A 23,232-nucleotide genomic window follows, 5' to 3' on the forward strand; every position below is an offset into this window, starting at 1 on the left:
CTCCCGGACCCCCGCCGCGCGTTCTCCCGGGCCGGTCCGGCCGGGGGTCGGCCGGTGCTAGGCGGGGCGGTCGGTGATGTTCTGCACCGGCGCGGGGGAGGCGTCGGCCGGGGGCTCGGCGGCGCGCAGCGCCATGCGGGCGCGCATGGCGTCGAGGTCGTCGCCGAACCGGGCCACGGTGGACTGCAGGTCGCGCCAGAGCCCGGTCCGCTGCTCCAGCTGCGCGATCTTGGTGCGCAGGTCGCCGATGCGCCGCTCCGCCGACTCCAGCCGCGCGCTGTTGCCGGCGGTGTCGCGGCCGGTGCGGATGAGGCTGGTGGCGACGGCGGCCAGGTCGCGCTCGGTGTCGTCCATGCGCTCGTCGATGCGCGGCAGCAGCCGGTCGTTGAGCTGCCCGACGAGGGAGTCGAGCTCGGTGCGGACCGTGCGGAGCTCGGCGCCCTGGTCCCGGACGGCCTGCTCCAGTATCGTGACGCGCTCGATGTAGCCGGGGAGCAGCCGCCCCAGTTCGGCCGACCGTTCCAGATCTCGCCCCACCTTGACGAGAAGGCCGACGCCCTCGCGCAGATGGCGCTCCGCCCCGACGGCGGCGCGGCGGACGAGACCCGGGATCACGGTCATGACGCTCCCTCCAAGGGCGGTTCGAGTGGATTCTCCTTAAACTCTAGGCGAACCGCCCATGAACGTTTTGTGAACCAAGATGTTTATTTCGTGGAGCGCGCACGTTTTCGGACGACCGGGGCGCGGCGCGTCCGGGGCGGGGGCGGGGGCGGCGCGGCGCACGTGCAGAGGCCGCGGCGGATGATGAGCCAGGCGCGTTCGGCGGTGTAGTCCGTCCGGCTGAGCGCCGGGCGGACACGATGGCAGGTCAGGCAGAGCATGTGGTGTCGGTCCTCCCCGTGATGGCGGGAGCGCCCCGCGCCGATGGGTCCCGGCCCGCCGCCCCGCGCGCATTCCCCCCGGACGCGCGACGGGACGGCGGGACCCTCAGGATGGCCCTTCGTCTCCCAGCCGCCGGTTACGCTAGGCGGCCGCACGTTGCATGCACGTTGCGACCGTCCGATTACACACCGTGTCCTAATCCGGCCGTGCGGGATCCGCCGAATCGGTTGCGCGGAACCCGCCGATGGGCGGATCCTCGGACGGGCCGAGGTTCTCTCCGGGGGAAGGGACTGATGGTGGTGGTGCACGATCCGGTGGCCGTCCGCTCGCCCATCTCGGCCTCCTGGCGGCGCTCCCGGGACGCCGGCGTCGACGCGGCCGTCGACGCGGCCCCGCTGGTGTACGACCGGGACGTCCTCGCCGACGCCCGCGGCGCCCACCCGCTCCGGCCGCACCTGCCGATGCTGGAGGCGCTGCTGCGGCGGGTCGCCGACGAGACCGAGCACCTGATGGTGATCACCGACGCGGACGGGCACGTCCTGTGGACGCAGGGCCCGCCCGCCGCCCGCCGCGCCGCCGAGGCGATCGGGCTGGCCGAGGGGTTCCGCTGGTCGGAGGACGCCGTCGGCACCAACGGGATCGGCACCGCGCTCGCCGCCGGGCGGCCCGAGTACGTCTTCGCCGCCGAGCACGTCGCCCACATCCTGCACCGCTGGTCGTGCGCCGGCGCCCCGATCGTCGACCCCGACTCGGCGCGCGTCGTCGGCTGCATCGACGTCAGCGCGACCGTCGCGGCGCTGCATCCGGCGACCGTCGCGCTCGTCGCCGCCGCCGCCCGGCTGGCCGAGGCGCGGCTGGAGAACGAGATGCTGGCGCGGGACGAGCGGCTGCGCGAGCGGCTGCTGCCGCACCTGCGCGGGATCGGCGGGGCCGGGCTGCTCGTCACCGCCACCGGCCGGATCCTCGCCGCCGGCGCGGAGGGGCTGCGGGGCCGCCGGGTGGCCGCCCCCGAGCCCGGCGGGTCGGTCGCGCTGCCGGACGGCCGCGTCGCCGTCGCCGAACCGCTCGGCGAGGCGTTCCTGCTCCGGCCGGCCGACCGCGTCGGCGCGCACGTGGTGCCGGGCCCGCGGGCCCGGGAGGCGGCGCGGCCCGCCGCGGACGGGCCGCTGCTGACGCTGTCGTTCCTCGGCGACGGCCGGCCGCACGGGCTGCTGGACGGGCGGCGGTTCGGCCTGACGCTGCGGCACGCCGAGATCCTCGCGCTGCTCGCGCTGCATCCGCGCGGGCTGAGCGGCGACCGGCTCTCGCTGTACCTGTACGGCGAGGGCGGCAGCCCCGCGACGGTCCGGCCCGAGATCCACCGGCTCCGCCAGCAGCTCGGCGACGTCGTCCGGGCCCGCCCCTACCGGCTCGGGTGCGCGGTCGAGGCCGACTTCCTCACCGTCCGGCGGATGCTGGACGAGGGCGACGTCGCGGGCGCCGCGCGGCTGTACGGGGGCGAGCTGCTGCCCCGCTCGGACGCGCCCGCCGTCCGGGAGGAGCGCGACGAGCTGGCGGTGCGGCTGCGGCGGCTGGTCCTCGACCGGGGCGGCGCCGACGCGCTGTGGACCTACGCGCAGACCGAGCCGGGCCGCGCCGACCTGGAGGCCCTGGACCGGCTCCGCGCCGTCCTGCCGGCGGGCGACCCGCGGGGGGCCGCCGTCGCCTCGCGCAGCGAACGCCTGCGGGGCGGGGAGTCCTAGGGGGCGGGGGCGCCGACGTCGACCAGGTGGGAGCAGTCGTTGTAGCAGACGGCCTGGAGCCCGGAGCCGTCGCCGCGCCACCGGGTGACCGAGGCGTTGGCGACCGGCTCCCGCTCGATCTCCATGACGTCCTTCTCGGTGAGGTCCTCGACCAGGTAGCGGGTCATCACGACGATCGCGTCGTGGGTGACGACGAGGACGCGGCCGCCGGGGGCGTCGGCCTCCAGGTCGCGGTAGAAGCTGCGCAGCCGCAGCGCGAGGTCGGCCCACGACTCCCCGCCGGGCGCCCGGTAGTAGAACTTGCCGAGCTGGTGCAGCCGGGCCGCCTCGCCGGGGAAGCGGCGCCGGACGCCGAGGGCGGTGAGGCCCTGCAGGACGCCCTGCTCGCGGTCGCGGAGCCGCTCGTCCACCCGCAGGACGGGGCCGCCCGGGTGCTGCGGGGCGGCGTAGGAGGTGCGGGCGAGCGCGATCTTCGCGGTGTCGACGGTGCGCAGGTAGGGGGAGGCGATGACGTGCGTCGGGCGCTCCTGCTTCGGCAGCGCGGCGAGCCAGCGGCCGAGCGTCGCGGCCTGCTCGCGGCCGGCGTCCGACAGCGGGACGTCGGCGTCCCGCTCCGCGATGCCGGCCTCCTCGGCGTCGGTGCCGTGCACCGCCTGGTAGGCGAGGTTGCCGGTGCTCTCACCGTGCCGGGTCAGGTTCAGCCACTGCAGCGCTCTCACGCCCGCCATGCTGCCATGCCCGCGTGCGCTCGTGTTCTACGCGCGGTAGTACTCTCTTGCCGTGACCGACGTCCTGGACACCGTGATCATCGTGGTGGCGCTGCTGACCGCCGCCTACGCGCTGGCGGCGACGCTGCGCAACCGGGCGATGGACGTCGGGCAGATCGTCGCGCTGGGCGTCCTGGAGGTCCTGCTGGTCGCGCAGGCCGTCGTCGGGTTCGTCAAGCTGTCCGGCGGCGAGGGGCCGGACGGGTCCGCCACCTTCGCGGGCTACCTGCTGGGTTCGCTGCTCGTCCCGGCCGCCGGCGCCGGATGGGGGCTGCTGGAGCGGTCCCGGTGGGGCTCCGGCGTGATCGTCGTCGCGGCGGCGGCGGTCGCCGTCATGATCGTCCGGATGGACCAGTTGTGGAGTGGGAGCGGTGGCTGAGTCCGATCGAGTGCGGCCCGGCGGGGCACGGCCCGAGCGCGTCGGGCCCGGGACCGGTGCGGACGACGGCGCCCGCGCCGGCGCCGCCGCCCGCACGGGCGGGTCCCGCCCCGGCACCGCCGCCGGGCCGGGACGGCTCCTGGTCGCCGTCTACGCGATCTTCGCGCTCGCGGCCGGCGCGCGGGCGGCCGTGCAGATCGCCACCCGGTACTCCGAGGCGCCGCTCGCCTACGTCCTGTCGGCGTTCGCCGCGGCCGTCTACGTCCTGGCGACGGTCGCGCTGGCCCGCGGCGGCCGGACGTCGTTCCGGGTCGCCGTCGCCGCGTGCTCGGTGGAGCTGGCCGGCGTGCTGGTCGTGGGGACGCTCGGCGTCGCCGACTCCGCCGCGTTCCCCGACGAGACGGTCTGGTCGATGTACGGGCGCGGCTACGGCTTCGTCCCCCTGGTGCTGCCGGTCGTGGGACTGCTGTGGCTGCGCCGCACCGCCCGCGCGGCCGGCGGGACCCCGGCGGGCGGTGGGCGCCCTGTGGGCGGCGGCGCGTGAGCCCTCCGGCCACAGGTGTCTGATGATCATCGCGGTGCCCGCCGGCTAGGCCGCGGCCGAGAGCGAGCGGCCGCCGATGGGCAGGGCGTGCACGGCGGCCCGCGCGACCGCCTCCACCTCCTCGGGCGACAGGTCGGCGGTCGGGTTGCGGCGCATCCAGCGGATCAGCTTCAGCGGCGGCGCGAAGACGATGCCGTCGGCGGCGAACGGCGTGCGGACGAGCCTGCCGCCGTGCACGGCCAGCACGGGCGTCACCGTCACCGGCACCTCGGCGACGCCCGAGATCGCCTCGGCGGCCGCCTCGGCGCGCGCGGTCAGCGCGCCCACCAGCTTGGACTGGGTGCGGCCGTCGATGAACAGCTTGCCGCCGTGGTGGGAGATCTCCGACTCGGGGTTCCACGCCTCGTTGTGGACGAGCCACACCCCGCCCGGCCCGATCACCAGTTCGTCGGCGGCGCCGTGCCCGGGGACCGTCCGCGCGTGCAGCACCCGGTGCCCGCGCCGTTCCAGCGTGCAGCGCAGCATGCGGTTGGTGCGCTCCTCGCCGCGCAGCCCGAGCCGCCACGACCGGGACGAGTGGTAAACGCGCCAATGGACGAACACGTCCGCCGCCGTCACCAAAAGTGCCATGATGACGCCGAAAACGGCGTTGACGAGCAGTCCGCACAGTAGGAGCGTCGCCGCGGCCAGAAATGCGCGGGTCCGCAATCTCCCTTTTCGGCCGCGCTGCCAGAGCTCCTCGTACACCGCCTGAGGCGAACCGCCGGTGAACGCGACCCTGTCCCTGAGGTAGATGGAGCTGCCGAACATGCCGAACCTCCCAGCACCCTGCGATGACTTCAATATTATGCGGATACCCGGAACTTCGCCGCTAGAGCTGCGAGGGTGACGTAAGTCAAGCTGAAAAGTCACTTCTCGGTCTTGAAATCAATGCTCACCTGGTCTTATGTGGACGGGTTGGGCGAGATGGTTCTGGGCAGAATCGGAACGTGCCCCGGTGAATGGATGAAAGGCACGATGCAACTTCCATCGCAATAAACAGAGCCTTTTTCATCGCACCGGATTTCGGGGCCGGCGCGCGGCGCGGCAGACTGGGGCGATGCACCTCAGCGCCGCCGAGAGCCTCCCCGTCCGCGCAGCGGTCCCGGCCCTGCGCACCGCCCTGGACGCCGGCGGCGCGGCGGTGCTCGCGGCGCCGCCCGGCACCGGCAAGACCACCCTGGTGCCCCTCGCGCTCGCCGGGCTCGCCCTCGGCGGCCCGCCCGCCGCCGGGAAGGTCCTCGTCCTGGAGCCCCGCCGGCTCGCCGCCCGCGCCGCCGCCCGCCGGATGGCCTGGCTCCTCGGCGAGCCCGTCGGCGGCCGGGTCGGCGTCACCGTCCGCGGCGAGAACCGCCCCGGCGCCCTCGTGGACGTCGTCACCACGGGCGTGGTGCTCCAGCGCCTCCAGTCCGACCCCGAACTGGCCGGCGTCGGGACGGTGATCCTGGACGAGTGCCATGAGCGGCACCTGGACGCCGACACCGCGCTGGCGTTCCTGCTGGACGTCCGCGCGACGCTCCGCCCCGACCTGCGCCTGGTCGCGGCGTCCGCGACCGCCGACACCGGCCCGTGGGCGCGGCTGCTCGGCGGCGCGCCCGTCGTGGAGACCGCGGCGGCGCTGCACCCGGTCGAGACGGTCTGGGCGCCGCCGCCGCGCCCCGTCCCGCCGCCGCACGGGCTGCGCGTCGACCCGGCGCTCCTCGCGCACGTCGCGGCGACCGTCCGCCGCGCCGTCGCCGAACGCGACGGCGACGTGCTGTGCTTCCTGCCGGGGGTGGGGGAGATCGCCCGCGTCGCCGGGATGCTCGGCGACGTGCCCGCCGACGTCCTGCAGATCCACGGCCAGGCGCCCCGCCAGGTGCAGGACGCGGTGCTCGCGCCCGCGGCGCGGCGCCGGGTCGTCCTCGCCACATCGGTCGCCGAGTCGAGCCTCACCGTGCCCGGCGTCCGCGCGGTGGTGGACTGCGGCCTCGCCCGCGAGCCCCGCACCGACCACGCCCGCGGCCTCGGGTCGCTCACCACCGTCCGCGCGTCGCGCGCGACCGCCGAGCAGCGCGCCGGTCGCGCCGGACGCGAGGCGCCCGGCGCCGTCTACCGCTGCTGGACGCAGGCCGACCACGACCGCCTCCCCGCCCGCCCGCGCCCCGAGATCGAGCTGGCCGACCTGACCGGCTTCGCGCTCCAGGCGGCCTGCTGGGGCGCCCCGGACGCCGCCGGGCTGTCCCTGCCCGACCCGCCCCCGCCGGCCGCGATGGACGCGGCCCGCGCCACCCTGCGCGCCCTCGGCGCCGTGGCGGACGGCCGGGTCACCGGCCGCGGCCGCCGGCTGGCCCGCGTCGGCCTCCACCCCCGGCTGGCCCGCGCGCTGATCGACGGCGCCGCCGAGGTCGGCGGCCGCGCCGCGGCCGAGATCGTCGCCCTGCTCTCCGAGCCCCCGCCGCGGTCCGCCGGCGACGACCTGACCGCCACCTGGCGCGCCCTCCGCCGCCAGAGCCGCCCCGCCGGCGCCCACGCCGCCCGCTGGCGCGACGAGGCCGCCCGTCTGCGCAGGTCCCTCCCGCGGGGCGGCGACCCCGGCGGGCTGAAGGACGACCACGCCGCGGGGGTCGTGGTGGCGCTGGCGTTCCCGGAGCGGGTGGCGCGGGCCCGGCGGGGGAGCGGGTACCTGATGGCGTCCGGGACGGGGGCCGTGCTGGCCGACGGGTCGGCGCTGGCCGGGGCGCGGCCGGAGTGGCTCGTGGTCGCCGAGGCCGACCGTCCCGCCGGGTCGCCGTCGGCGCGGGTGCGGCAGGCCGTCGTGATCGACGAGGACGTGGCGCGGTCCGCGGCGGCGCCGCTGCTGGAGACGGCCGAGGAGGTCGCCTGGCGGGACGGCGACGTGGCGGCCCGGCGGGTCGAGCGCCTCGGCGCGATCGAGCTGGACGCCCGCCCGCTGCGCGACCCCGATCCCGAGCGGGTGCGCGCCGCGCTGCTGGACGGCCTGCGCGCCGAAGGGCTCGGGCTGCTCACCTGGACGCCCGCGGCCGTCGCGCTGCGGCGGCGGCTGGCGTTCCTGCACGGCGCGCTCGGCGAGCCGTGGCCGGACGTCGGCGACGCGGCGCTGGTCCAGCGGGTCACCGAGTGGCTCGGGGGGACGCGGCGGCGCGCCGGCCTGGCCCGCGTCGACGTCGCGGCGATGCTGCGCGGCCTCCTGCCCTGGCACCTGGCCGAGCGGCTGGACGAGTACGCGCCCGAACGCGTCGAGGTCCCGTCCGGGTCGCGGGTCCGGGTCGACTACTCGGGGGAGCGGCCCGTCCTCGCGGTGAAGCTGCAGGAGCTGTTCGGCTGGGACGCCGCGCCCGCGCTCGCCGGCGGCCGCGTCCCGCTGGTGGTGCACCTGCTCTCCCCGGCGGGGCGCCCCGCCGCCGTCACCGCCGACCTGGCCTCGTTCTGGCGGGAGGGCTACAAGGCGGTGCGGGCCGAGCTGCGCGGACGCTACCCGAAGCACCCCTGGCCCGAGGACCCCGCGAGCGCCGTCCCGACGAAGCGGACGAAGGGCGCTAGCGGGAGGCGATGAGGGCCTCGATGCCGTCCAGGATGCGGGCGAGGCCGAACTCGAAGGCGTGGCCCGGGCCGACGGCCGCGTTGTACTCCTGCCCGGCCGCCGCTCCGACGCGGGACCCGAGCGGGTAGTCGGCCTCGTCCACGAGGGTGTCGAGCAGGGGGGCGACCGACTCCCACCACTGCTCGTCGCTGATGCCGCTGCGCCGCTCGGCCTCGGCGGCGTTGACCGAGACGCGGGCGGCGCTCTCGGCGAAGCCGGTGACGAGCGCGACGACCGAGTCCATCTCCAGGTCGGTGAGGCCGAGTCCGTCGACGGCGCGCAGCTCGTACTCGTACTTGCCGATCGTGTGCGGGCCCATCGGCGGGCGGACCGTCGTGATCCGCAGCATCCACGGGTGCCGGTGGAACAGCGCCCAGTTGTCGCGCGCGATGTGCTCCAGGCGGGCCCGCCACGTCCCGTCCGCGGGCGGGGTCAGCTCGCCGAACGCGCGGTCGAGCATGACGTCGATCAGCTCGGCCTTGCCGGGGACGTAGGTGTAGATCGACATGGGGGACACGCCCAGCTCGTCGGCGATGCGGCGCATGGACAGGGCGTCCGGGCCCTCGGCGTCGGCCAGCGCGATCGCGGCGCGGACGATCTCCTCGGCGGTCAGCCGCGGCTTGGGCCCCCGCCGCGGCCGCGGCCGGACGCCCCACAGCAGCTCCAGGCTGCGCTTCGGGTCACCGCCCCCGCTGTACTCGGTCACCGTCCGATCCTCTCAGGGATGAAACTCTGTACTACGTACGTTATATTGGCCGGGACAGAAAATCCGTACTCTGTACATAGTTTGGGAGGGCGCATGGCCGAACCACGGTTCGCCGTCGTCGCCGAGGGGCTGCGCAAGCGCTACGGCGACACCGAGGCCCTGGCCGGGCTGGACCTGCGCGTGCCCGCCGGCACCGTGCACGGGCTGCTCGGCCCGAACGGCGCCGGCAAGACCACCGCCGTCCGGGTCCTGACGACGCTGGCCCGGCCGGACGGCGGGAGCGCCCGGGTCGCCGGGCACGACGTCGTGCGCGCCGCCGGCGAGGTCCGGCGCAGCATCGGGCTCGTCGGGCAGCACGCGGCCGTCGACGAGATCCTCGGCGGGCGGCAGAACCTCGTCATGTTCGGCCGCCTCTACCACCTCGGCGCCAAGGAGGCGCGGCGGCGGGCGGACGAGCTGCTGGAGCGGTTCCGGCTCACCGGCGCCGCCGACCGGGCCGCGGGGGAGTACTCCGGCGGCATGCGGCGGCGCCTCGACCTGGCCGCGTCCATGATCCTCGCGCCGCCGGTGCTGTTCCTGGACGAGCCGACGACCGGCCTCGACCCCCGCGCCCGCAACGAGGTCTGGGACGCGATCCGCGCGCTGGTCGGCGGCGGCACGACCGTCCTGCTGACGACGCAGTACCTGGAGGAGGCCGACCGGCTCGCCACCGGCATCTCGGTGGTCGACCGCGGCCGCGTCATCGCCGAGGGCACCCCCGACCAGCTGAAGAGGCGCCTCGGCGGCGACCGCGTCGAGGTCGTCCTGGACGATCCCGCCGCCCTCGCCGAGGCGGCCCGGATCGTCGGCCGGGTCGCGGCGGGGGAGGTCGACGTGGACGCCGAGGCCCTGCGGATCGGCGCGCCGGTGTCCGAGCGGGCCGCCGCGCTCACCGAGGCCGTCCGCGCCCTGGACGAGGCGGGCCTCACGGTCGCCGACATCGGCCTGCGCCGGCCCACCCTGGACGAGGTGTTCCTGCACCTCACGGAGAAGGAGGAGGCGCCCGCATGAGCGTGCGGACGATGCGCTGGGCCGTCGCCGACGGGCGGACGCTCACCGGCCGCGCCCTCGCCCACTGGGTGCGGCAGCCCGGCCAGATCGCCATGGGCCTGCTGTTCCCCGTCATGGTCGTGCTGATGATGGGCTACCTGTTCGGCGGCCAGATGGACGTCCCGGGCGGGGGGAGCTACCGGGCGTTCATCGTCCCCGGCATGTTCGCCCTGACGATGGCGTTCGGCGTGGAGGAGACGTTCGTGCGCGTCGCGGGCGACGCGGCGAAGGGCGTGACCGACCGGTTCCGCACGATGCCGATGTCCCCGTCCGCCGTCGTCGTCGGCCGGGTCACCGCCGACCTGATCTACTCGGTCGCCGGCCTGGCCGTGATGGCGGCGTGCGGCGCGCTGATCGGCTGGCGCGTCCAGGACGGCGCCGCGAAGGCCCTCGCCGGGTTCGGGCTCCTGCTGCTCCTGCGGTTCTCGCTCATCTGGACGGGCGTCTACCTCGGGCTGGTCGCCAAGGGCCCGGAGTCGGTGGTGGCCGTGCAGATCCTGGTGTGGCCGATCGGGTTCCTGTCCAGCGCCCTGGTCGCGCCGAGCACCATGCCCGGCTGGCTGGGCGCGATCGCCGAGTGGAACCCCATGTCGGCGACGGTCACGGCGTGCCGCGAGCTGTTCGGCGACCCCGCCGCGGGCGGCTCGTGGGCGGCGCAGCACAGCCTGCTGATGGCGGTCGCGTGGCCGCTGGCGATCGCGGCGGTGTTCGTCCCGCTGTCGGTCCGCCGCTACCGGGCCCTCGGCCGCTGAGGCGCCGCTAGGGCAGCAGGGCGGCGCGGTGGCGGGCCAGCGGCAGCGCCGGGTAGCACGCCTCGGGCAGGGGCTCCGCGCCGCGCCCCCCATGGGGAGCGCGCCCCCCGCGGGGCGCGATGTTCAGCGCGGTGCGGAGCCTCGCCCCCGCGGCGGCCGCTTCGTAGGGCTGGACGACGCACAACTCGGCCTGCATGGCCTGCCGCGCCGCCCCCATCAGCGCCGGGACGTCCCCGACGATCACGACCTCGGCGGGGGCGTCGCCGTAGGACAGCCGCACCGCGACGGCGTGCATCCCGGCGGTGCCGGCGCCCGCGTAGCGGAACTCGCAGACGAGCCGGTCGCCGTCCAGCGGACCCTCCTGGATCAGCCACGCCTGGCCGGGCACGACCCGTCCGAGCGACCCCTCCCAGGGCGCCGCCGGGACGTCGCCGAGCGCGCCGGCCGCGCGTCCCGCCGCCTTGCGGCCCTCCACCGGGCCGATCGCGGCGATCGCGCGCAGGAACGCCCGCGCGCCCGGCGTCGCCGCCGCCCGCAGGGCGCCGATCAGGTCGCCGAGCGCGGCGCGCCGCCCCTGCGCGTGCGGGGCCGCCGCCTCCAGCGCGCCGAGCTGCGCGGACGCCCACACCTCCGCCTGCAGCGCGGCGGGCAGCGCCGGCAGGGCGTCCGCCTCCCGGACGTAGGCCGCGTACACGTCGCGGAGACCCGGCAGCATCAGCTCCGGGCCCGTCGAAGACCGGCTCGTACTCACCCCCTCAGCGTAGGAGACGCAGCGGCCTGTCGAGCACGGACGCCCAGCGCGGGTTCCCCGCGAGGCGTCCGCCGCTACGCGGGGACGGTCAGCAGCGTGCGCCCCTCGCCGATCGTGCGGACCTCGAACCGGCTGATCTCCTCGGGCCGCAGGGCCGTGCCGCCCTGCAGCGCCAGCCGCGGCTGCGGCGACCCCGGCAGCCCGTAGCCCTTGGCGGGGACGGCCCAGCCGGCGACGGTGTGCGCGCCGCCGCGCTCGTCCACCGCGACCAGCTCGCACTCCAGCGGCCCGCGGACCTTGCCGAGCTCCATCCCGATCCGGCTGCCCCACGCCTTGCGCTGCACGGCGACGGTGCCGGTGACGCCGGTGCCCGCGTCGGTGGCCGACGTCCGCCGCCCGTCCCGCAGCAGCGCGGCCGTGCCGTCGTCCTGCCCCGCGGCCGGGCGCGCCTGGGCGTCCCGGTCGGCGCCGAGCGTGAACCCGGCGCCGAGCGCGCCGCCGAGCAGCACGACCCCGGCGGCGGCCGCGGCCAGCGCCCGCGCCGCCCGGTGCCGCCGCCGGCGGCCGATCCGGTGCCGCATCAGGTCCGAGACCACGGCGGGCTCGGGCGGGACCGGCAGCGCGTCGGCCGGCTCGGCGATCGGCCCGATGCCGTCCAGCGTCCGGGCGAGCCCGCGCAGCGCGCCGAGCTCCTCGTGGCAGGGCATGCACGCCGACAGGTGCGCCTCGAACGCGCGGCGGTCCGGCTCCTCCAGCAGGCCGAGGGCGTAGGCGCCGACGTCGATGTGCAGCATGTCCGCGCTCATGGCGTCACGCCCCTCTCCTCCAGGGCGACGCGCAGCGCCCTGAGCGCGTAGTAGACCCGGGACTTGACCGTGCCCACGGGGATGCCGAGATGCCTGGCCGCCTCGTTGACCGAGCGGTCCCGGAAGAAGGTCTCGTTGAGGACCTCGCGGTGGGCGGGGGACAGCGCGAGGAGGGCCTCGGACACGACGACGGAGCGCAGCAGATCCTCCAACCCGTCGGGCACCCGCATGTTCTCCAGCGGGCCCTCGCCCGCCTCCTGCGGCCGTGCGTTCTTGCGCCGCTGGTCGTCGATGACGATCCGGCGGGCGACCGTCGCGAGCCACGGCAGCAGCGAGGCCGCGTTCTCGTCGAGCTGGTGCGCGCTCCGCCAGGCGCGGATCATGGTCTCCTGCACGACGTCCTCGGCCCAGTGCCGGTCGCCGCCGGTGAGGCGGAGCACGAACGACAGCAGCGGACGCCCGTACACGCGGTACAGCTCGGTCACGATCACCTGGTCGTCCACGCCGCCGGCGGGCTGCGGGCCGCGGAACCAGCTCCACGGTCCGGGAGGGCGTTCGCGGGTGGCCGAGGCGGCCGGTGATCTGTGGGCCATCGGGGTCTCCGGGCGGGTGCGGGGGCGGGACGACGCGGTGACCATGAGTCGGGTGTCACGCTGGGAGGCAGTACGCGATCCCGGGCCGTCCGGTTCAACCGAGCCCGGTTCGTGGTGCATATTCCGGAATATGGCTAACTAGTTCGCCAGGTTTTCCTTACCTTCCGGCGCGGACGATCACCGTGTCGCGTCCAAGGGGCGCAAGGACGGCGAGACGATCGCGGCACGGAGTCCTCAGCGGGGCAACGCTCACTCCACGCTTGGAGCGAATGCGGGCATCAGGCCCATTTGCCCAGAGAGGACCGAGGGGCGGGATCGGCACAGTGGAAGGAAACGGGGAAGCGCAGCTCAGCTACCGCCTGCTGCTGGCGGTGGACATCCAGGGGTACAGCAAGCGCGACACGCGCGAGCAGCTGCTCGCGCAGCGGCAGCTGTCGGACGCGCTCGACCGGGCCGCGCGCGGCGTCGGCCTCGACCGCGCCCGCTGGGACAAGCAGGTCGGCGGGGACGGCGAGCTCGCCACGCTGCCGGCCGGGACCGACCCCGCGCCGGTGGCCGGCGACTTCGTGATCGGCCTCGACGAGGCGCTGCGCGAGGCCAACCGCGACGCGGGCCGGTTCCGGCTTCGGGTGCGGCTCGCGCTGCACCACGGCACGCTGACCGCCGGGCCGTTCGGGCCCGCGGGCGACGCGCCCATCGTCGTCCAGCGGCTGCTGGACGCGGGGCCGCTGCGCCGCCTGCTGTCCGGTGACGCCGGCCGCGACCTGGCCTACGTCGTCTCGGACTCGCTGTTCGACGACGTCGTCCGGACCGGGTTCTGCGCGCTGCCGCCGCGCGACTTCCAGGCCGTCAAGGTCGTCGCGAAGGGCACCGCGTTCCGCGGCCACATCCACACCGGCCGCGCCGCCCGCTCCGACGGCCGGCGGAACGCGGGCTCCGGCGGCGAGCGGGGCGGTCCGGACACCGGGCCGCCGCCGCACGCCCGCGTCCTGACCCTCCCCACGGCCGCGGCGCGCTAGCGGGAAGGACACGCCGGCGGGAAGGGAATCGCCCGGCCGGTGGTTGTCGCCGGAAAGCGGATCACTCTCCACGGAGGCGGACGATGGCGGACGACGCGGCACTGGTGAAGCTGCTGGAGGAGCGGGACCTCGGGGTCCTCGCCACACTGAAGCGGGACGGGCGGCCGCAGCTGTCCAACATCAACTACCACTTCGACGAGGCCCGCCGGCTCGTGCGGATCTCGGTCACCGCCGACCGCGCCAAGGCCCGCAACCTCGCCCGCGACCCGCGCGCCAGCCTGCACGTCAGCGCCCCGGACGGCTGGTCCTGGGCCGTCGCCGAGGGCGCCGCCGAGCTGTCCGCCGTCGCCGCCGACCCGCAGGACGCGGCCGTGGACGAGCTGGTGCAGGTGTACCGCGACATCCGCGGCGAGCACCCCGACTGGGACGAGTACCGGCGCGTCATGGTCGCGGACGGCCGCCTCGTCATCCGCCTGCACGTCGAACGCCTCTACGGGCAGGCGCGCTGACCCGTCCCGCCGGCCGGCCGGTCCCGCGGGCCGGCCGGTCTTGTGGGGGCGGTGCGCGGGTGGCTACGGTTCGGTGATGATCCAGGCCACCGCCACCACCAGCGCCGCGCCCGAAGAGGTGTTCCGGCACCTGGCCGTCCCCGAGGCGTGGGGCGCATGGGGCAGGTTCCCGATACCCGCCAAGCAGGCGCGCAAGGGCGACACCACCACCTACGGGGTCGGGACGGTCAAGCGGATCTGGCCCGCCAGCGAGCAGACCGTCGCCTACGAGCCGTACTCGCACTTCGGCTACATCGCCCTGTCGGGGCTGCCCGTGCGCCGCTACCGCTCGGACGTCCACCTGGAGGCCGGCGACTCCGGCACGGCCATCCGCTGGGAGGCGGACTTCCAGCCGCTGATCCCCGGCACCGGCAGGCTGGTCGGGTTCTCGCTGGGGCTGATGCTGAAGGCGTTCGTCCGGTGGCTGCCCGCGCACCTGGAGAACTGCCCGCCCGGCTGCCCCGCCCGCAGCGCCACCGGCATCTAGGCCGCCCGCGGGGGCGGCTCCCCGGCGCCCCGGCATAAGGCCGGAGGCCGCGCGACCCCCCGCGCGGCCTCCGGCGAAAAGGTGCAGGCCGAGAGCACCCCGCAGTTCCCTCGGCCTGCACGATCCTGGCCCCCCAGGCGGACCCCGTCAGACGGGATCCGGGCCGTACACCTCCCACAGCTCCCCGGCGAAGAACCTGCCGAAGTCGAGGAGCGTGCCCGCCCCGTCCGGGCCGGACGTGCGGAACGTCGTCAGCTGCCGCGCGAAGTCCGTCAGCCGGATGTGCAGCACCCCCGCCGCGACGACGTCCGCGCCGTCCTCCGCCTCCGCGCCGACGTGGCCGTCCAGCAGCCGCACGTAGAGCGTGGAGGTGTCCGGCCAGATCCGCGTCGGCGGCCCGTGCAGCACGTCCTTGTGCCCGCTCAGCGTCCGCCGCCGGTCCTCGCCGTCGGTGTAGAACAGCCGGTACCTCATCAGCCGCCGGTCGTCCGCGCCGTCCGCGACGAACAGGTTGAACGTGCCCCGCTCGACCGGGCAGCGGCCCCCGTGCCCGCCCGCGTCGATCCAGCCCTCGGCCTTCGCCTCGTGGCCGGGCTCGGCGAGGAACCGCTCGGTGTCCTCCGCGGTGATCGTCAGCCGGAACGACAGGGGGCGGCGCCCGTCCGCCAGTTCGCCGATCCGCGGGTCGTCCTCCCCGTAGGTGACGAACCCCTTCATCTCCTCGGTGAACGACAGCGACGTGCGGCCCGCCGCGACGGGGGACGGCCCCCGTGCCCCGCCGCGGCTCCCCGGAACCGTTCCGGCCCCTCGCGGAAGGGCGACCCCCCGCACCTCCCGCGAGGGTCCGGTCTCCTGCGCGGGGGCGGCCCCCGCCGCCCCCGGGAACGGGCCTCGCGCCGAGCCGTTCCCCGCCCCGTCAAGCGAGCCGGCTCCCCCGGCCGGCTCGGCCCCCGTGGCAGACGGGGCGGTCTCGGGCCGGTCCGCACGCCGTCGTGCGGACGCGTCCTCCAGCAGCCGCGTGGCCATGCGGTCGGCCTGCGCGGCGATGGTGAGCGAGGGGTTCGGGCCCACCGGACCCGGCATCGCCGCCCCGTCGGCGATGTAGAGGCCCGGGAACCCGAACACCTCGCCGAAGGCGTCGCAGACGCCCTCGCCCTGGTGGGCGCCCATGGGGGCGCCGCCCAGCGGATGGACGGTGACGATGCGCTTGCGGAACCACATCGGGTTGTCGGCGTAGTCGGCGCCGAGCACGTCCGCGATCCCCTGCATCGTCTTGCGGACGCGGTTGAACAGCGCCTCGCTGGTCTCGGCCGTCCAGTCGGCGGCGAGCCGGCCGCCCTTCAGGCGCAGCCGCCCGTCGGCGGTGTCGCGGCCCATGCCGAGCAGCGGCAGCGAGCTCACCGTGAGGGCGCCGTCGCCGATCAGGTCCGCGATCTCCTTGGACAGGTTCGTGTCGGGCGCGTCCTTGAAGAACTCGGTGAACCGGTTCCACAGGAACTTCACGGCGCGCTCGAAGTCGTTGCCGAGGTCGAGGCTGTCGACGATCCAGTCGGTGAAGCCGGGGTAGCCGCCGTCCTCGATGTAGGCGCCGCGGCCCGCGCCGGGCACGCCGTCCAGCTCGTCCGGCAGCCGGATCGCGGTGGTGATCACCGGGCCGCGGGCGGCGTTCAGCGGCCGGACGCGGTTGCGGTCCTTGGCGCGCAGCAGGAACGTCAGCAGGTCGCCGTTGCCGCTGAACCGGGTGCCGAGCGCCTCCGGCAGGCCGGGGAACGCGTCCCGCGACTTCAGCAGCAGGAACGTGGTGCCGTAGGTGCCGGCGCCCAGGATCAGCCGGTCGCAGGTGATCGTCTGGACGGGCGGGCGGTTCTTCTTCGCCGCCAGGTCGGCGTGGTGGACGTAGTCGACCTCGTACCCGCCGCCCGGCCGCGGCCGGATCGCCTTCACCTCGTGGGAGGTGCGGATGTCGGCGCCGTGGTGCGCCGCCGCCGACAGGTAGGTGTGGTCGAGGCTGTTCTTGGCGCCCTCGTTGCAGCCGATGTCGCACTCGCCGCACAGCTTGCACGTCCGCCGCCCGGCGCCGTGGACGTTGCCGTAGCCGGCGTCCGCGATCGGCAGGCTGACACCGGGCGTGCCGCCGGGCCGGGACGCGAAGCTGACCGCGAGCGGCGGCAGCGAGATCTGCAGCCCCAGCTCGGCCGCCGCGTCCTGCATGGCGTGCGTCTTCGGGGTGTCGTCGAACGGGACCTGCTCCAGCGGGTACGGCGTCGCGCCCAGCATCTTCTCGACCGCGTCGTAGTGCGGGTCGAGGTCGGCGCGGGTGATCGGCCACGGGTCGTGGCCGCCGTCCGGGCGGTCGTTGACGAACCAGCGCTCGTCCTTGCGCAGCAGCACGTTCGCGTAGATCAGCGACCCGCCGCCGAGGCCGGACGACACGACCGAGTCGCAGCCCTTGAAGCTCCACACGTCGAACATCCCGTACAGGCCCGCGGCCGGGTCCCAGAACGCCCGTCCCATCTCGGACGGCGAGCGGGGGAAGCTCCCCGGCGGGTACGGCTGCCCGCGCTCCAGCAGGACGACCGACTCGCCCGCCTCCGCCAGCCGGTACGCGGCGACGGACCCGCCGAACCCGGACCCGACCACGACGGCGCCGGCGTGCTCCCGGCCTCCGCTCCGCTGCGCTCCGCTCATCAGCCCGCCTTCCGCTTGAGGAAGTCGACGACCTGGGGGAACACCTCGGTGGCAGAGTCGCGCCCCATGAACGGGTCCTGGTGGCCGTAGCCGGGCAGGATCGCGAGCTCGTGCAGGCCGGGCGTGATCTTCTCCAGGGTGCGGTGGCAGACGATGTTGGAGTCGGTGAACACGTGGTTGCGGTCTCCGGTGAGGAACAGGATCGGTGTCGTGACCGTGTCGGCGCGCGACAGGTAGTCGTCCGGCAGCGCGGCGAAGCGGGGGTCGCGGGTGCGGTGCTTCACCGCGCGGCCGGCCTTCACCATCGCGTGCAGGTGCCGGTAGTAGTTGACGTTGCAGGCCCCGAACAGGTCGGGCAGCCGGCCGTGCGTGACCGGCGACATCTTCTCGTGCGTGTAGATCGGCTTGCCGCCGCCCCACATGAAGCTGAGCATGTGGCAGGCGGGCTCGTCGCACTCGCGGTGGAACGGCGCGACGGCCTTGGAGAGCATCCAGCCGCGCGTCATGACGGGGGCGCTGCCGTACCTGGGGTCGAGGTGGCAGGGCCCGACGAGGTACTCCATCAGCGCGGGCCCGTAGCCGAGCTTGATCCTCGACCAGAGCGGGGTCCGCGGGGTGACCGAGACGCTGTTGCAGACGACGCTGGCGATGTCGCCGACGGTGCCGGCGAACAGCGCCATGGAGAACGAGATCGCGCCCACGCAGTGCGTGATCACGTGCACCCGGCGGCCTCCGACGTGGCGGCGCAGCTCGGCGAGCGCCGCCGGGTGGTCGTAGAGCGCGATGGCGTCGAGGTCGTGCCTGGCGGTCTCGGCGTTGTAGGGGAACCGGCCGCTGATCCGGAAGTCCGCCGCCCACACGTCGCCGAACCCGGCGTCGTGCAGGTAGTTCACCAGGTTGGTGTGCTCCGGCATGATGTACATGTCGCTGGACGTCGTCAGCCCGTGCACCAGCAGGACGACGTCGTCGCAGTCGTCGCGGCGGAACCGGGTCAGGTTCAGGCCCAGCCCGTCGTCGGTGGAGAAGGGGTGCGCGGACACCTCGGCGTCGGCGACGCCCGCGTGCGTGAAGCGCGCGATCCGCTGCTGATCCATGTCCATCTCCTCCGCTTCCTGACGCTCCAACCTTGCCAAACGCGGATATCGGCGCGGCATCGTGGAGAACCCGTACTTACCTGTGCGTCCGGACCCGCTTCACGTAAGGGACGTACGTGAACTAAGAGTCGGAACTACTCGGAACGGTTCATCGCGGTCGCGACGCCGACCCGCGAGGACACGCCGATCTTGGCGAAGACGCGGGACAGGTGCGTCTCGACCGTCCGGACGCTGAGGTAGAGGCGCTCGGCGATCTGCTGGTTGCCGAGGCCGTCGGCGACCAGCAGCGCGATCTCGTGCTCGCGCGGCGACAACCCGAACGGCAGGTCCTTCTTCCCCTTGGCGCCCCCCGCGGCCGTCCCGGCGGCCGGGACGCGCACGCCGAGGCGGCGCTGCTCGCGGACGACCTGCGCGTGCAGCCCCTTCATCCCGCAGGACTCGAAGACCTCCGCGGCGGCGCGCAGCCGCTCCCTGGCCTGGGCGCGGTCCCCGGCGGCGGCGAGCGCGAGCCCGGCGGCCAGTTCGGCGCGGCCCGCCTCGGGCCGCCGCCCGGCCTTGGTGAGCAGGTCGGCGGCCTCGGCCGCCAGCGCCGCGGAGGCGGCCGGGTCGGCGGCCCGCAGCGCGTGCGCGCGGGCCAGCCGCGCGAGCCCGACGTCGCCGGTCAGCGCCGGGCCCGCGATCGCCTCGGCGATGTCGGCCCAGTTCGCGGCGTCTGCGGTGTCGTCCTGCGCGGCGCGGACGTTCGCGAGCGCCTCGGCGCAGATGCCGAGCGTGCCGAAGTCGAGGCCCTGGGTGCCGTCGCCGCACGCGGCGATCAGCGCGGTGGCGCCCTCCTCCAGCCGGCCCTCGTTGATCATCGCGATGGCGCGGGCGACGTGCGCCATGTGCGTCCACCACTCGCCGGAGCCGGTGTCGTTGGCGACGGCCTCCTCCCCGGCGCGCATCGCGCGCTCGTGGTCGCCCGTCCACGACGCGGTCAGGCACTGCTGGATCAGCCCGTAGGCCAGGGTCTCCTGCGAGCGCAGGTCGCGGCCGACCGCGGTGGCCTCGTCGGCGACGGCCGCGGCCTCCTCCAGCCGGCCGAGCTGCGCCAGCACGCGGGACTGCCCGGCCAGCATGTAGCCGAGCACGAACGTCTGCCCCGTCGCCCGGGTGATCGACACCAGCCGCTCGGCGTGCCGCAGCGCCTCGTCGTACATGCCGAGGAAGCACTCGGCGAACACCAGCCAGGCGAAGCAGTCCAGGCAGTCGGCGAAGTCGTTGTCGGACGCGGCGGAGAACAGCTGGTCGGCGGTCTGCGCGTAGGCGATCGCCTCCTCGACCTCGCCGCGCCCGTAGGCGACCATCGGGCGCATCGACGCGACCGCCGCGGTCAGCCCGGGGCTCCACCCGGGGGCGCTGCCGGGGATCGTCTCCAGGATGGCGTGGGATCCGCGGGTGTCGATGCGCTGGATCCGGTCGGCGACGAGCCGGATGCGCAGCAGCACCGCCTCGGGGGTCTGCCGGTCGGTGATGCGGCGCAGCTCGTCCAGGACCAGGGCGCGGGCCTCGTGGATCCGGCCGATCTGCCGCTCCATGATCGCGCACATGTGGACGGTCCGCGCGCGGCGGACGATGTCGTCGGGCGGCAGCAGCCCGAGCAGCGTCCGGGCGGTCTCGCGGCCCTCCTCGGCGTGGCCGCTGACGGCCTGCATGAAGGTCAGCTCGACGAGCAGCTCCCACCGGTCGGGGTAGGCGTCGCCGGGGGCGTCGGGCATCAGGTCGAGCGCGGCCTGCAGCCAGTACGCGGCGGTGCCGGGAGCCTGGAGGGCGACGACGCGGGCGGCCTCCACCAGCGTCCGGATCGCCTCGGCGTCGCCGAACCGCGCCGAGCGCACCACGTGGTGGGCGCGGACGGCCGCCGGGGCGCCGAGGTCGGCGAGCCGCGCCGCGACCCGCGAGTGCGCGGCGATCCGCCAGCCCGCCGCCGTGGAGGCGTAGGCGACGTGCCGGACGAGGGGGTGCCGGAACCGGAACCGGCCGCCCGGCGCGGGCCGCACCACGTCGTGGCCGGTCAGCACGTCCAGCGCGGCGAGCGCCTCGCCGGGCTCGATCTCGGCGGCGACGGCGGCGAGCGCGGGCTCGAACACGTCCGCGGCGGCGGCGGCGCCGCGCGCCATCCGCAGCGCCTGCGGCGGCAGGGCGCTCAGCTCCACCTGCAGTGCCGCGCGCACCGCGGGCGGCACCTCGGTCAGGTTCGCGACGCCCTTCTCCCAGTGCCGGTCGAGGCCGTTTCCGGACACCGGCGCGGCGCCGCCCGCCATCTTGGCGAGCGCCTCCAGGTAGAAGGGGTTGCCGCCGCTGGCCTTGAACAGCGACTCGCAGCGCGACCGGCTGACGTCCGGGCCGAGGAACTCGCGGACCTCGCTCTGCGTGAGCGGGTCGACGGCGACCCGCACGCCCTGCGGGCCGGCCGCGTCCACCAGGGCCGCCAGCCGCGGCGACGCCTGCGCGGGCCGGTAGGCGACGGCGACCAGCACCCGGGCGCGCGGCGGGTGCCGGACGAGGTGGTCCAGCAGCTCGATCGTCGCGTCGTCGGCCCAGTGCAGGTCGTCCAGGATCAGCACCAGCCCGGCCGGCTCGGCCAGCTCCTCCAGCAGGTGCCGGACGGTCCGGTGCAGCTGGTACCGCGCCACCTGCGACTCCGGCGAGGCGAAGGACGGCTCCCCGGTGAGGTCGGCCAGCGCGGGGAACACCGTCCCGAGCAGGCGCAGCGCGCCCGCGGACAGGCCGGTGGCGTGCTCTTCGAGGCGGTCGTCGAGGGCGTCGACCACGGCGCCGAACGGCATCTCCTGCTCGAATTCGGCCGCCCGCCCGGCCACGAACGGCAGCTCCCTGGCGATCGCCCCGTCGGCCAGCTCGTTCAGCAGCCGCGTCTTGCCGGCGCCGGGCTCGCCGACCACCGCGAGGAAGCCGTAGCCGCCCGCGGCCGCGTCCAGGACGCGTTCGATCTCCTGCAGCGCGTCCCGCCGCCCGACCAGCGGAGCGTTGCCGGAGCCCCCGGCCTCGCGCGCCGCACGAGCCTGCATGTCCACATCCCAACAGCGACAGGCGGTCGATACGCCGTGATCATGCTTCGTGGTGGTCTCTGAGAATTGGCGGGATTTACCTTATCGGGTGGAACGTCAATAAGGCGGACAACACGCCCTCGCTCGCGTGTGCCGCCCGCGGGACGGCCTTCTCCGTGACCGTATGTACATAGCTATGAACGGCCCTCGGAGGCCCCGTGTCAACCTCGGGTGGGTAAACCGTCGCGGTGCCGTGACATCCGCCGGCTCTCCCGCCGCGGTCAGGTCTCCAGGCCGAGGCGGACGGCGGCCTCCCGCCAGCGGGACTCGTCGCCGGACGGCGTGTAGCGGCGGAGGTCCTGCGTGGCCGCGACCAGTCGGCGGGACTCGGCCAGGTCCCCGACGACCCCCTGCGCGCGCGCCTGGGCCAGCACGTTGCCGAGGGCCGTCGCCTCGACCGGCCCGGCCACGACCGGGAGGCCGGCCGCGTCGGCGGTCAGGCGGCACAGCAGGTCGTTGCGGCTTCCGCCGCCCACCAGGTGGACGACCTCGATGTCGGTGCCGGAGAGCGACGCGGCCCGCCGCAGCGTCGCGCGGTGCGCCAGGGCGAGGCTGTCCATGACGCAGCGGACGGTCTCGGCGCGGGTCTCCGGCTCGGGGAACCCGCGGCGGCGGCAGTGCGCGGCGATGCGGGCCGGCATGTCGCCGGGCGGCAGGAACTCGGGATCGTCCGGGTCGATCAGCGAGCGCAGGCCGGGGGCCCGCGCGGCCTCGGCGAGCAGGGCGGGCAGGTCCGGGCTCCCCCAGGTGCGCAGGGACTCCTGGAGCAGCCACAGGCCCATCACGTTGCGCAGGTAGCGGACCGTCCCGTCGACGCCGCCCTCGTTGGTGAAGTTGGCCTCGCGGCTCGCCCCGGTCAGGACGGGCGCGTCCAGTTCGACGCCGACCAGCGACCACGTGCCGCACGAGATGTAGCCGAACCGGCGGCCCGCGGCGGGGACGGCGGCGACGGCCGACGCGGTGTCGTGGGAGCCGACGGCCGCGACCCGCAGGCCGCCGTGGCCGGTCTCGGCCGCCACGTCCGGGCGGAGGGCGCCGATGACCGAGCCGGGGTCGCGGAGCGGCGGGAGGATCTCCGCCGGGAGGCCGAGGCGGGCCAGGAGTTCGTGCGACCAGTCGCCGCCGCGGACGTCCAGGAGGCCGGTCGTGGACGCGTTGGTGCGCTCGGCGCCGATCTCGCCCGTCAGCCAGTAGGCCAGCAGGTCCGGGATCAGCAGCAGCGTGCTCGCCCGCGACAGGTCGCCGGCCAGGAGCTGGTAGACCGTGTTGAACGGGAGGAACTGGAGGCCGGACGCCTGGTACAGGAGGTCGTCGCCCAGTTCGGCGCGGACGCGGTCCATCACGCCGTCGGTGCGGGCGTCGCGGTAGTGGACGGGGTTGCCGAGCAGCGCCCCGTCCGCGTCGAGGAGCCCGTAGTCGACCGCCCACGAGTCGATGCCGACCGACGCCAGCCCGGACGGCGCGGCGCGCAGCCCGTCGAGGACGTTGCCGTAGAGGCCGAGGACGTCCCAGTGCAGGGTGCCGTTCACCCGGACGGGACGGTTCGGGAACCGGCGGACCTCGTCCAGTTCGAGGACGCCGGGCCCGACGCGCCCGGCCATGACGCGCCCGCTCGACGCGCCCAGGTCGACGGCGGCGAAAGTCGCCTCGCTCATG

Annotated in this window: 20 protein-coding genes; 9 read left to right on the forward strand and 11 right to left on the reverse strand. The window is 75.5% G+C overall.

Features of this window, described 5'->3' with window-relative positions:
- Nucleotides 1-57: 57 nt before the first annotated feature.
- Nucleotides 58-621 (reverse strand): hypothetical protein, encoded by a 564-nt coding sequence (locus ACA511_RS24205; protein ID WP_375026862.1) that lies wholly within the window; start codon nt 619-621, stop codon nt 58-60.
- Nucleotides 622-1,175: 554 nt separating this feature from the next.
- Between ACA511_RS24205 and ACA511_RS24210 the strand changes: the two genes are divergently transcribed.
- Nucleotides 1,176-2,624, forward strand: a complete 1,449-nt coding sequence (locus tag ACA511_RS24210) for a GAF domain-containing protein (RefSeq protein WP_375026863.1) — start codon at nt 1,176-1,178, stop codon at nt 2,622-2,624.
- On the opposite strand, the gene ACA511_RS24215 is transcribed toward ACA511_RS24210, so the two are convergent.
- Nucleotides 2,621-3,352, reverse strand: coding sequence for a histidine phosphatase family protein (locus ACA511_RS24215; protein WP_375026864.1), 732 nt, complete (start codon nt 3,350-3,352; stop codon nt 2,621-2,623). The genes ACA511_RS24210 and ACA511_RS24215 overlap by 4 nt on opposite strands.
- A 52-nt stretch (nt 3,353-3,404) precedes the next feature.
- Here ACA511_RS24215 and ACA511_RS24220 point away from each other — a divergent pair, with 52 nt between their 5' ends.
- Nucleotides 3,405-3,770: a hypothetical protein gene (locus tag ACA511_RS24220; RefSeq protein WP_375026865.1), complete on the forward strand. Its 366-nt coding sequence runs from the start codon at nt 3,405-3,407 to the stop codon at nt 3,768-3,770.
- Between the two features lie 139 nt (nt 3,771-3,909).
- Nucleotides 3,910-4,314 carry a hypothetical protein gene (locus tag ACA511_RS24225; RefSeq protein ID WP_375026952.1) on the forward strand — a complete coding sequence of 135 codons (405 nt, stop codon included), beginning with the start codon at nt 3,910-3,912 and terminating at the stop codon, nt 4,312-4,314.
- A gap of 45 nt (nt 4,315-4,359) precedes the next feature.
- Here ACA511_RS24225 and ACA511_RS24230 read toward each other — a convergent pair whose 3' ends face one another.
- On the reverse strand, nt 4,360-5,124 hold the full coding sequence (locus ACA511_RS24230) for a nuclease-related domain-containing protein (protein WP_375026866.1): 765 nt from the start codon (nt 5,122-5,124) through the stop codon (nt 4,360-4,362).
- A 289-nt stretch (nt 5,125-5,413) separates the two neighbouring features.
- Between ACA511_RS24230 and hrpB the strand changes: the two genes are divergently transcribed.
- A complete protein-coding gene (gene hrpB / locus ACA511_RS24235; protein WP_375026867.1) occupies nt 5,414-7,909 on the forward strand; it encodes an ATP-dependent helicase HrpB in 2,496 nt (831 codons plus the stop codon).
- Here hrpB and ACA511_RS24240 read toward each other — a convergent pair.
- The gene (locus ACA511_RS24240) at nt 7,893-8,642 is read right to left on the reverse strand and encodes a TetR/AcrR family transcriptional regulator (RefSeq protein ID WP_375026868.1); all 750 of its coding nucleotides are present in this window, start codon (nt 8,640-8,642) and stop codon (nt 7,893-7,895) included. The genes hrpB and ACA511_RS24240 overlap by 17 nt on opposite strands.
- A gap of 93 nt (nt 8,643-8,735) precedes the next feature.
- Here ACA511_RS24240 and ACA511_RS24245 point away from each other — a divergent pair, with 93 nt between their 5' ends.
- Complete coding sequence (locus ACA511_RS24245; RefSeq protein WP_375026869.1) at nt 8,736-9,692, forward strand: ATP-binding cassette domain-containing protein; 957 nt, start codon at nt 8,736-8,738, stop codon at nt 9,690-9,692.
- Nucleotides 9,689-10,483, forward strand: coding sequence for an ABC transporter permease (locus ACA511_RS24250; RefSeq protein ID WP_375026870.1), 795 nt, complete (start codon nt 9,689-9,691; stop codon nt 10,481-10,483). Before ACA511_RS24245 ends, ACA511_RS24250 begins: the two co-directional genes overlap by 4 nt.
- A 7-nt stretch (nt 10,484-10,490) precedes the next feature.
- On the opposite strand, the gene ACA511_RS24255 is transcribed toward ACA511_RS24250, so the two are convergent.
- The 3 genes from ACA511_RS24255 to ACA511_RS24265 all read right to left on the reverse strand — a co-directional run bounded on the left by ACA511_RS24255 (nt 10,491) and on the right by ACA511_RS24265 (nt 12,525).
- The gene (locus ACA511_RS24255; protein ID WP_375026871.1) at nt 10,491-11,234 is read right to left on the reverse strand and encodes a hypothetical protein; all 744 of its coding nucleotides are present in this window, start codon (nt 11,232-11,234) and stop codon (nt 10,491-10,493) included.
- Nucleotides 11,235-11,308: 74 nt separating this feature from the next.
- Complete coding sequence (locus ACA511_RS24260; protein ID WP_375026872.1) at nt 11,309-12,040, reverse strand: anti-sigma factor family protein; 732 nt, start codon at nt 12,038-12,040, stop codon at nt 11,309-11,311.
- On the reverse strand, nt 12,037-12,525 hold the full coding sequence (locus ACA511_RS24265) for a sigma-70 family RNA polymerase sigma factor (protein ID WP_207924185.1): 489 nt from the start codon (nt 12,523-12,525) through the stop codon (nt 12,037-12,039). The genes ACA511_RS24260 and ACA511_RS24265 overlap by 4 nt, the downstream gene beginning before the upstream one ends.
- Before the next feature lie 431 nt (nt 12,526-12,956).
- Between ACA511_RS24265 and ACA511_RS24270 the strand changes: the two genes are divergently transcribed.
- From ACA511_RS24270 to ACA511_RS24280, 3 genes are all read left to right on the forward strand, one after another.
- On the forward strand, nt 12,957-13,652 hold the full coding sequence (locus tag ACA511_RS24270) for a hypothetical protein (protein ID WP_375026873.1): 696 nt from the start codon (nt 12,957-12,959) through the stop codon (nt 13,650-13,652).
- Between the two features lie 83 nt (nt 13,653-13,735).
- Nucleotides 13,736-14,161 (forward strand): PPOX class F420-dependent oxidoreductase, encoded by a 426-nt coding sequence (locus ACA511_RS24275; RefSeq protein ID WP_375026874.1) that lies wholly within the window; start codon nt 13,736-13,738, stop codon nt 14,159-14,161.
- 76 nt (nt 14,162-14,237) lie between these two features.
- Nucleotides 14,238-14,687, forward strand: coding sequence for an SRPBCC family protein (locus ACA511_RS24280; protein ID WP_375026875.1), 450 nt, complete (start codon nt 14,238-14,240; stop codon nt 14,685-14,687).
- Nucleotides 14,688-14,834: 147 nt separating this feature from the next.
- Here the strand turns inward: ACA511_RS24280 and ACA511_RS24285 are convergent, their stop codons facing one another.
- The 4 genes from ACA511_RS24285 to ACA511_RS24300 all read right to left on the reverse strand — a co-directional run bounded on the left by ACA511_RS24285 (nt 14,835) and on the right by ACA511_RS24300 (nt 23,231).
- Nucleotides 14,835-17,375 (reverse strand): GMC oxidoreductase, encoded by a 2,541-nt coding sequence (locus ACA511_RS24285; RefSeq protein ID WP_375026876.1) that lies wholly within the window; start codon nt 17,373-17,375, stop codon nt 14,835-14,837.
- Complete coding sequence (locus ACA511_RS24290; RefSeq protein WP_375026877.1) at nt 17,375-18,469, reverse strand: alpha/beta hydrolase; 1,095 nt, start codon at nt 18,467-18,469, stop codon at nt 17,375-17,377. The genes ACA511_RS24285 and ACA511_RS24290 overlap by 1 nt, the downstream gene beginning before the upstream one ends.
- Before the next feature lie 134 nt (nt 18,470-18,603).
- Nucleotides 18,604-21,537, reverse strand: coding sequence for an AAA family ATPase (locus ACA511_RS24295; RefSeq protein WP_375026878.1), 2,934 nt, complete (start codon nt 21,535-21,537; stop codon nt 18,604-18,606).
- A 260-nt stretch (nt 21,538-21,797) separates the two neighbouring features.
- A complete protein-coding gene (locus ACA511_RS24300) occupies nt 21,798-23,231 on the reverse strand; it encodes a rhamnulokinase family protein (RefSeq protein ID WP_375026879.1) in 1,434 nt (477 codons plus the stop codon).
- Nucleotide 23,232: the final 1 nt, after the last annotated feature.

The organism is Actinomadura sp. GTD37, assembly GCF_041951365.1.
Lineage (GTDB): Bacteria > Actinomycetota > Actinomycetes > Streptosporangiales > Streptosporangiaceae > Spirillospora.

Coding starts and splice junctions, on each gene's coding strand:
- ACA511_RS24250 (WP_375026870.1), top strand. CDS start 9,689: ATGAGCGTGCGGACGATGCGCTGGGCCGTCGCCGACGGGCGGACGCTC.
- ACA511_RS24290 (WP_375026877.1), bottom strand. CDS start 18,469: ATGGATCAGCAGCGGATCGCGCGCTTCACGCACGCGGGCGTCGCCGAC.
- ACA511_RS24230 (WP_375026866.1), bottom strand. CDS start 5,124: ATGTTCGGCAGCTCCATCTACCTCAGGGACAGGGTCGCGTTCACCGGC.
- ACA511_RS24210 (WP_375026863.1), top strand. CDS start 1,176: ATGGTGGTGGTGCACGATCCGGTGGCCGTCCGCTCGCCCATCTCGGCC.
- hrpB (WP_375026867.1), top strand. CDS start 5,414: ATGCACCTCAGCGCCGCCGAGAGCCTCCCCGTCCGCGCAGCGGTCCCG.
- ACA511_RS24300 (WP_375026879.1), bottom strand. CDS start 23,231: ATGAGCGAGGCGACTTTCGCCGCCGTCGACCTGGGCGCGTCGAGCGGG.
- ACA511_RS24260 (WP_375026872.1), bottom strand. CDS start 12,040: ATGAGCGCGGACATGCTGCACATCGACGTCGGCGCCTACGCCCTCGGC.
- ACA511_RS24215 (WP_375026864.1), bottom strand. CDS start 3,352: ATGGCGGGCGTGAGAGCGCTGCAGTGGCTGAACCTGACCCGGCACGGT.
- ACA511_RS24245 (WP_375026869.1), top strand. CDS start 8,736: ATGGCCGAACCACGGTTCGCCGTCGTCGCCGAGGGGCTGCGCAAGCGC.
- ACA511_RS24275 (WP_375026874.1), top strand. CDS start 13,736: ATGGCGGACGACGCGGCACTGGTGAAGCTGCTGGAGGAGCGGGACCTC.
- ACA511_RS24295 (WP_375026878.1), bottom strand. CDS start 21,537: ATGCAGGCTCGTGCGGCGCGCGAGGCCGGGGGCTCCGGCAACGCTCCG.
- ACA511_RS24285 (WP_375026876.1), bottom strand. CDS start 17,375: ATGAGCGGAGCGCAGCGGAGCGGAGGCCGGGAGCACGCCGGCGCCGTC.
- ACA511_RS24280 (WP_375026875.1), top strand. CDS start 14,238: ATGATCCAGGCCACCGCCACCACCAGCGCCGCGCCCGAAGAGGTGTTC.
- ACA511_RS24205 (WP_375026862.1), bottom strand. CDS start 621: ATGACCGTGATCCCGGGTCTCGTCCGCCGCGCCGCCGTCGGGGCGGAG.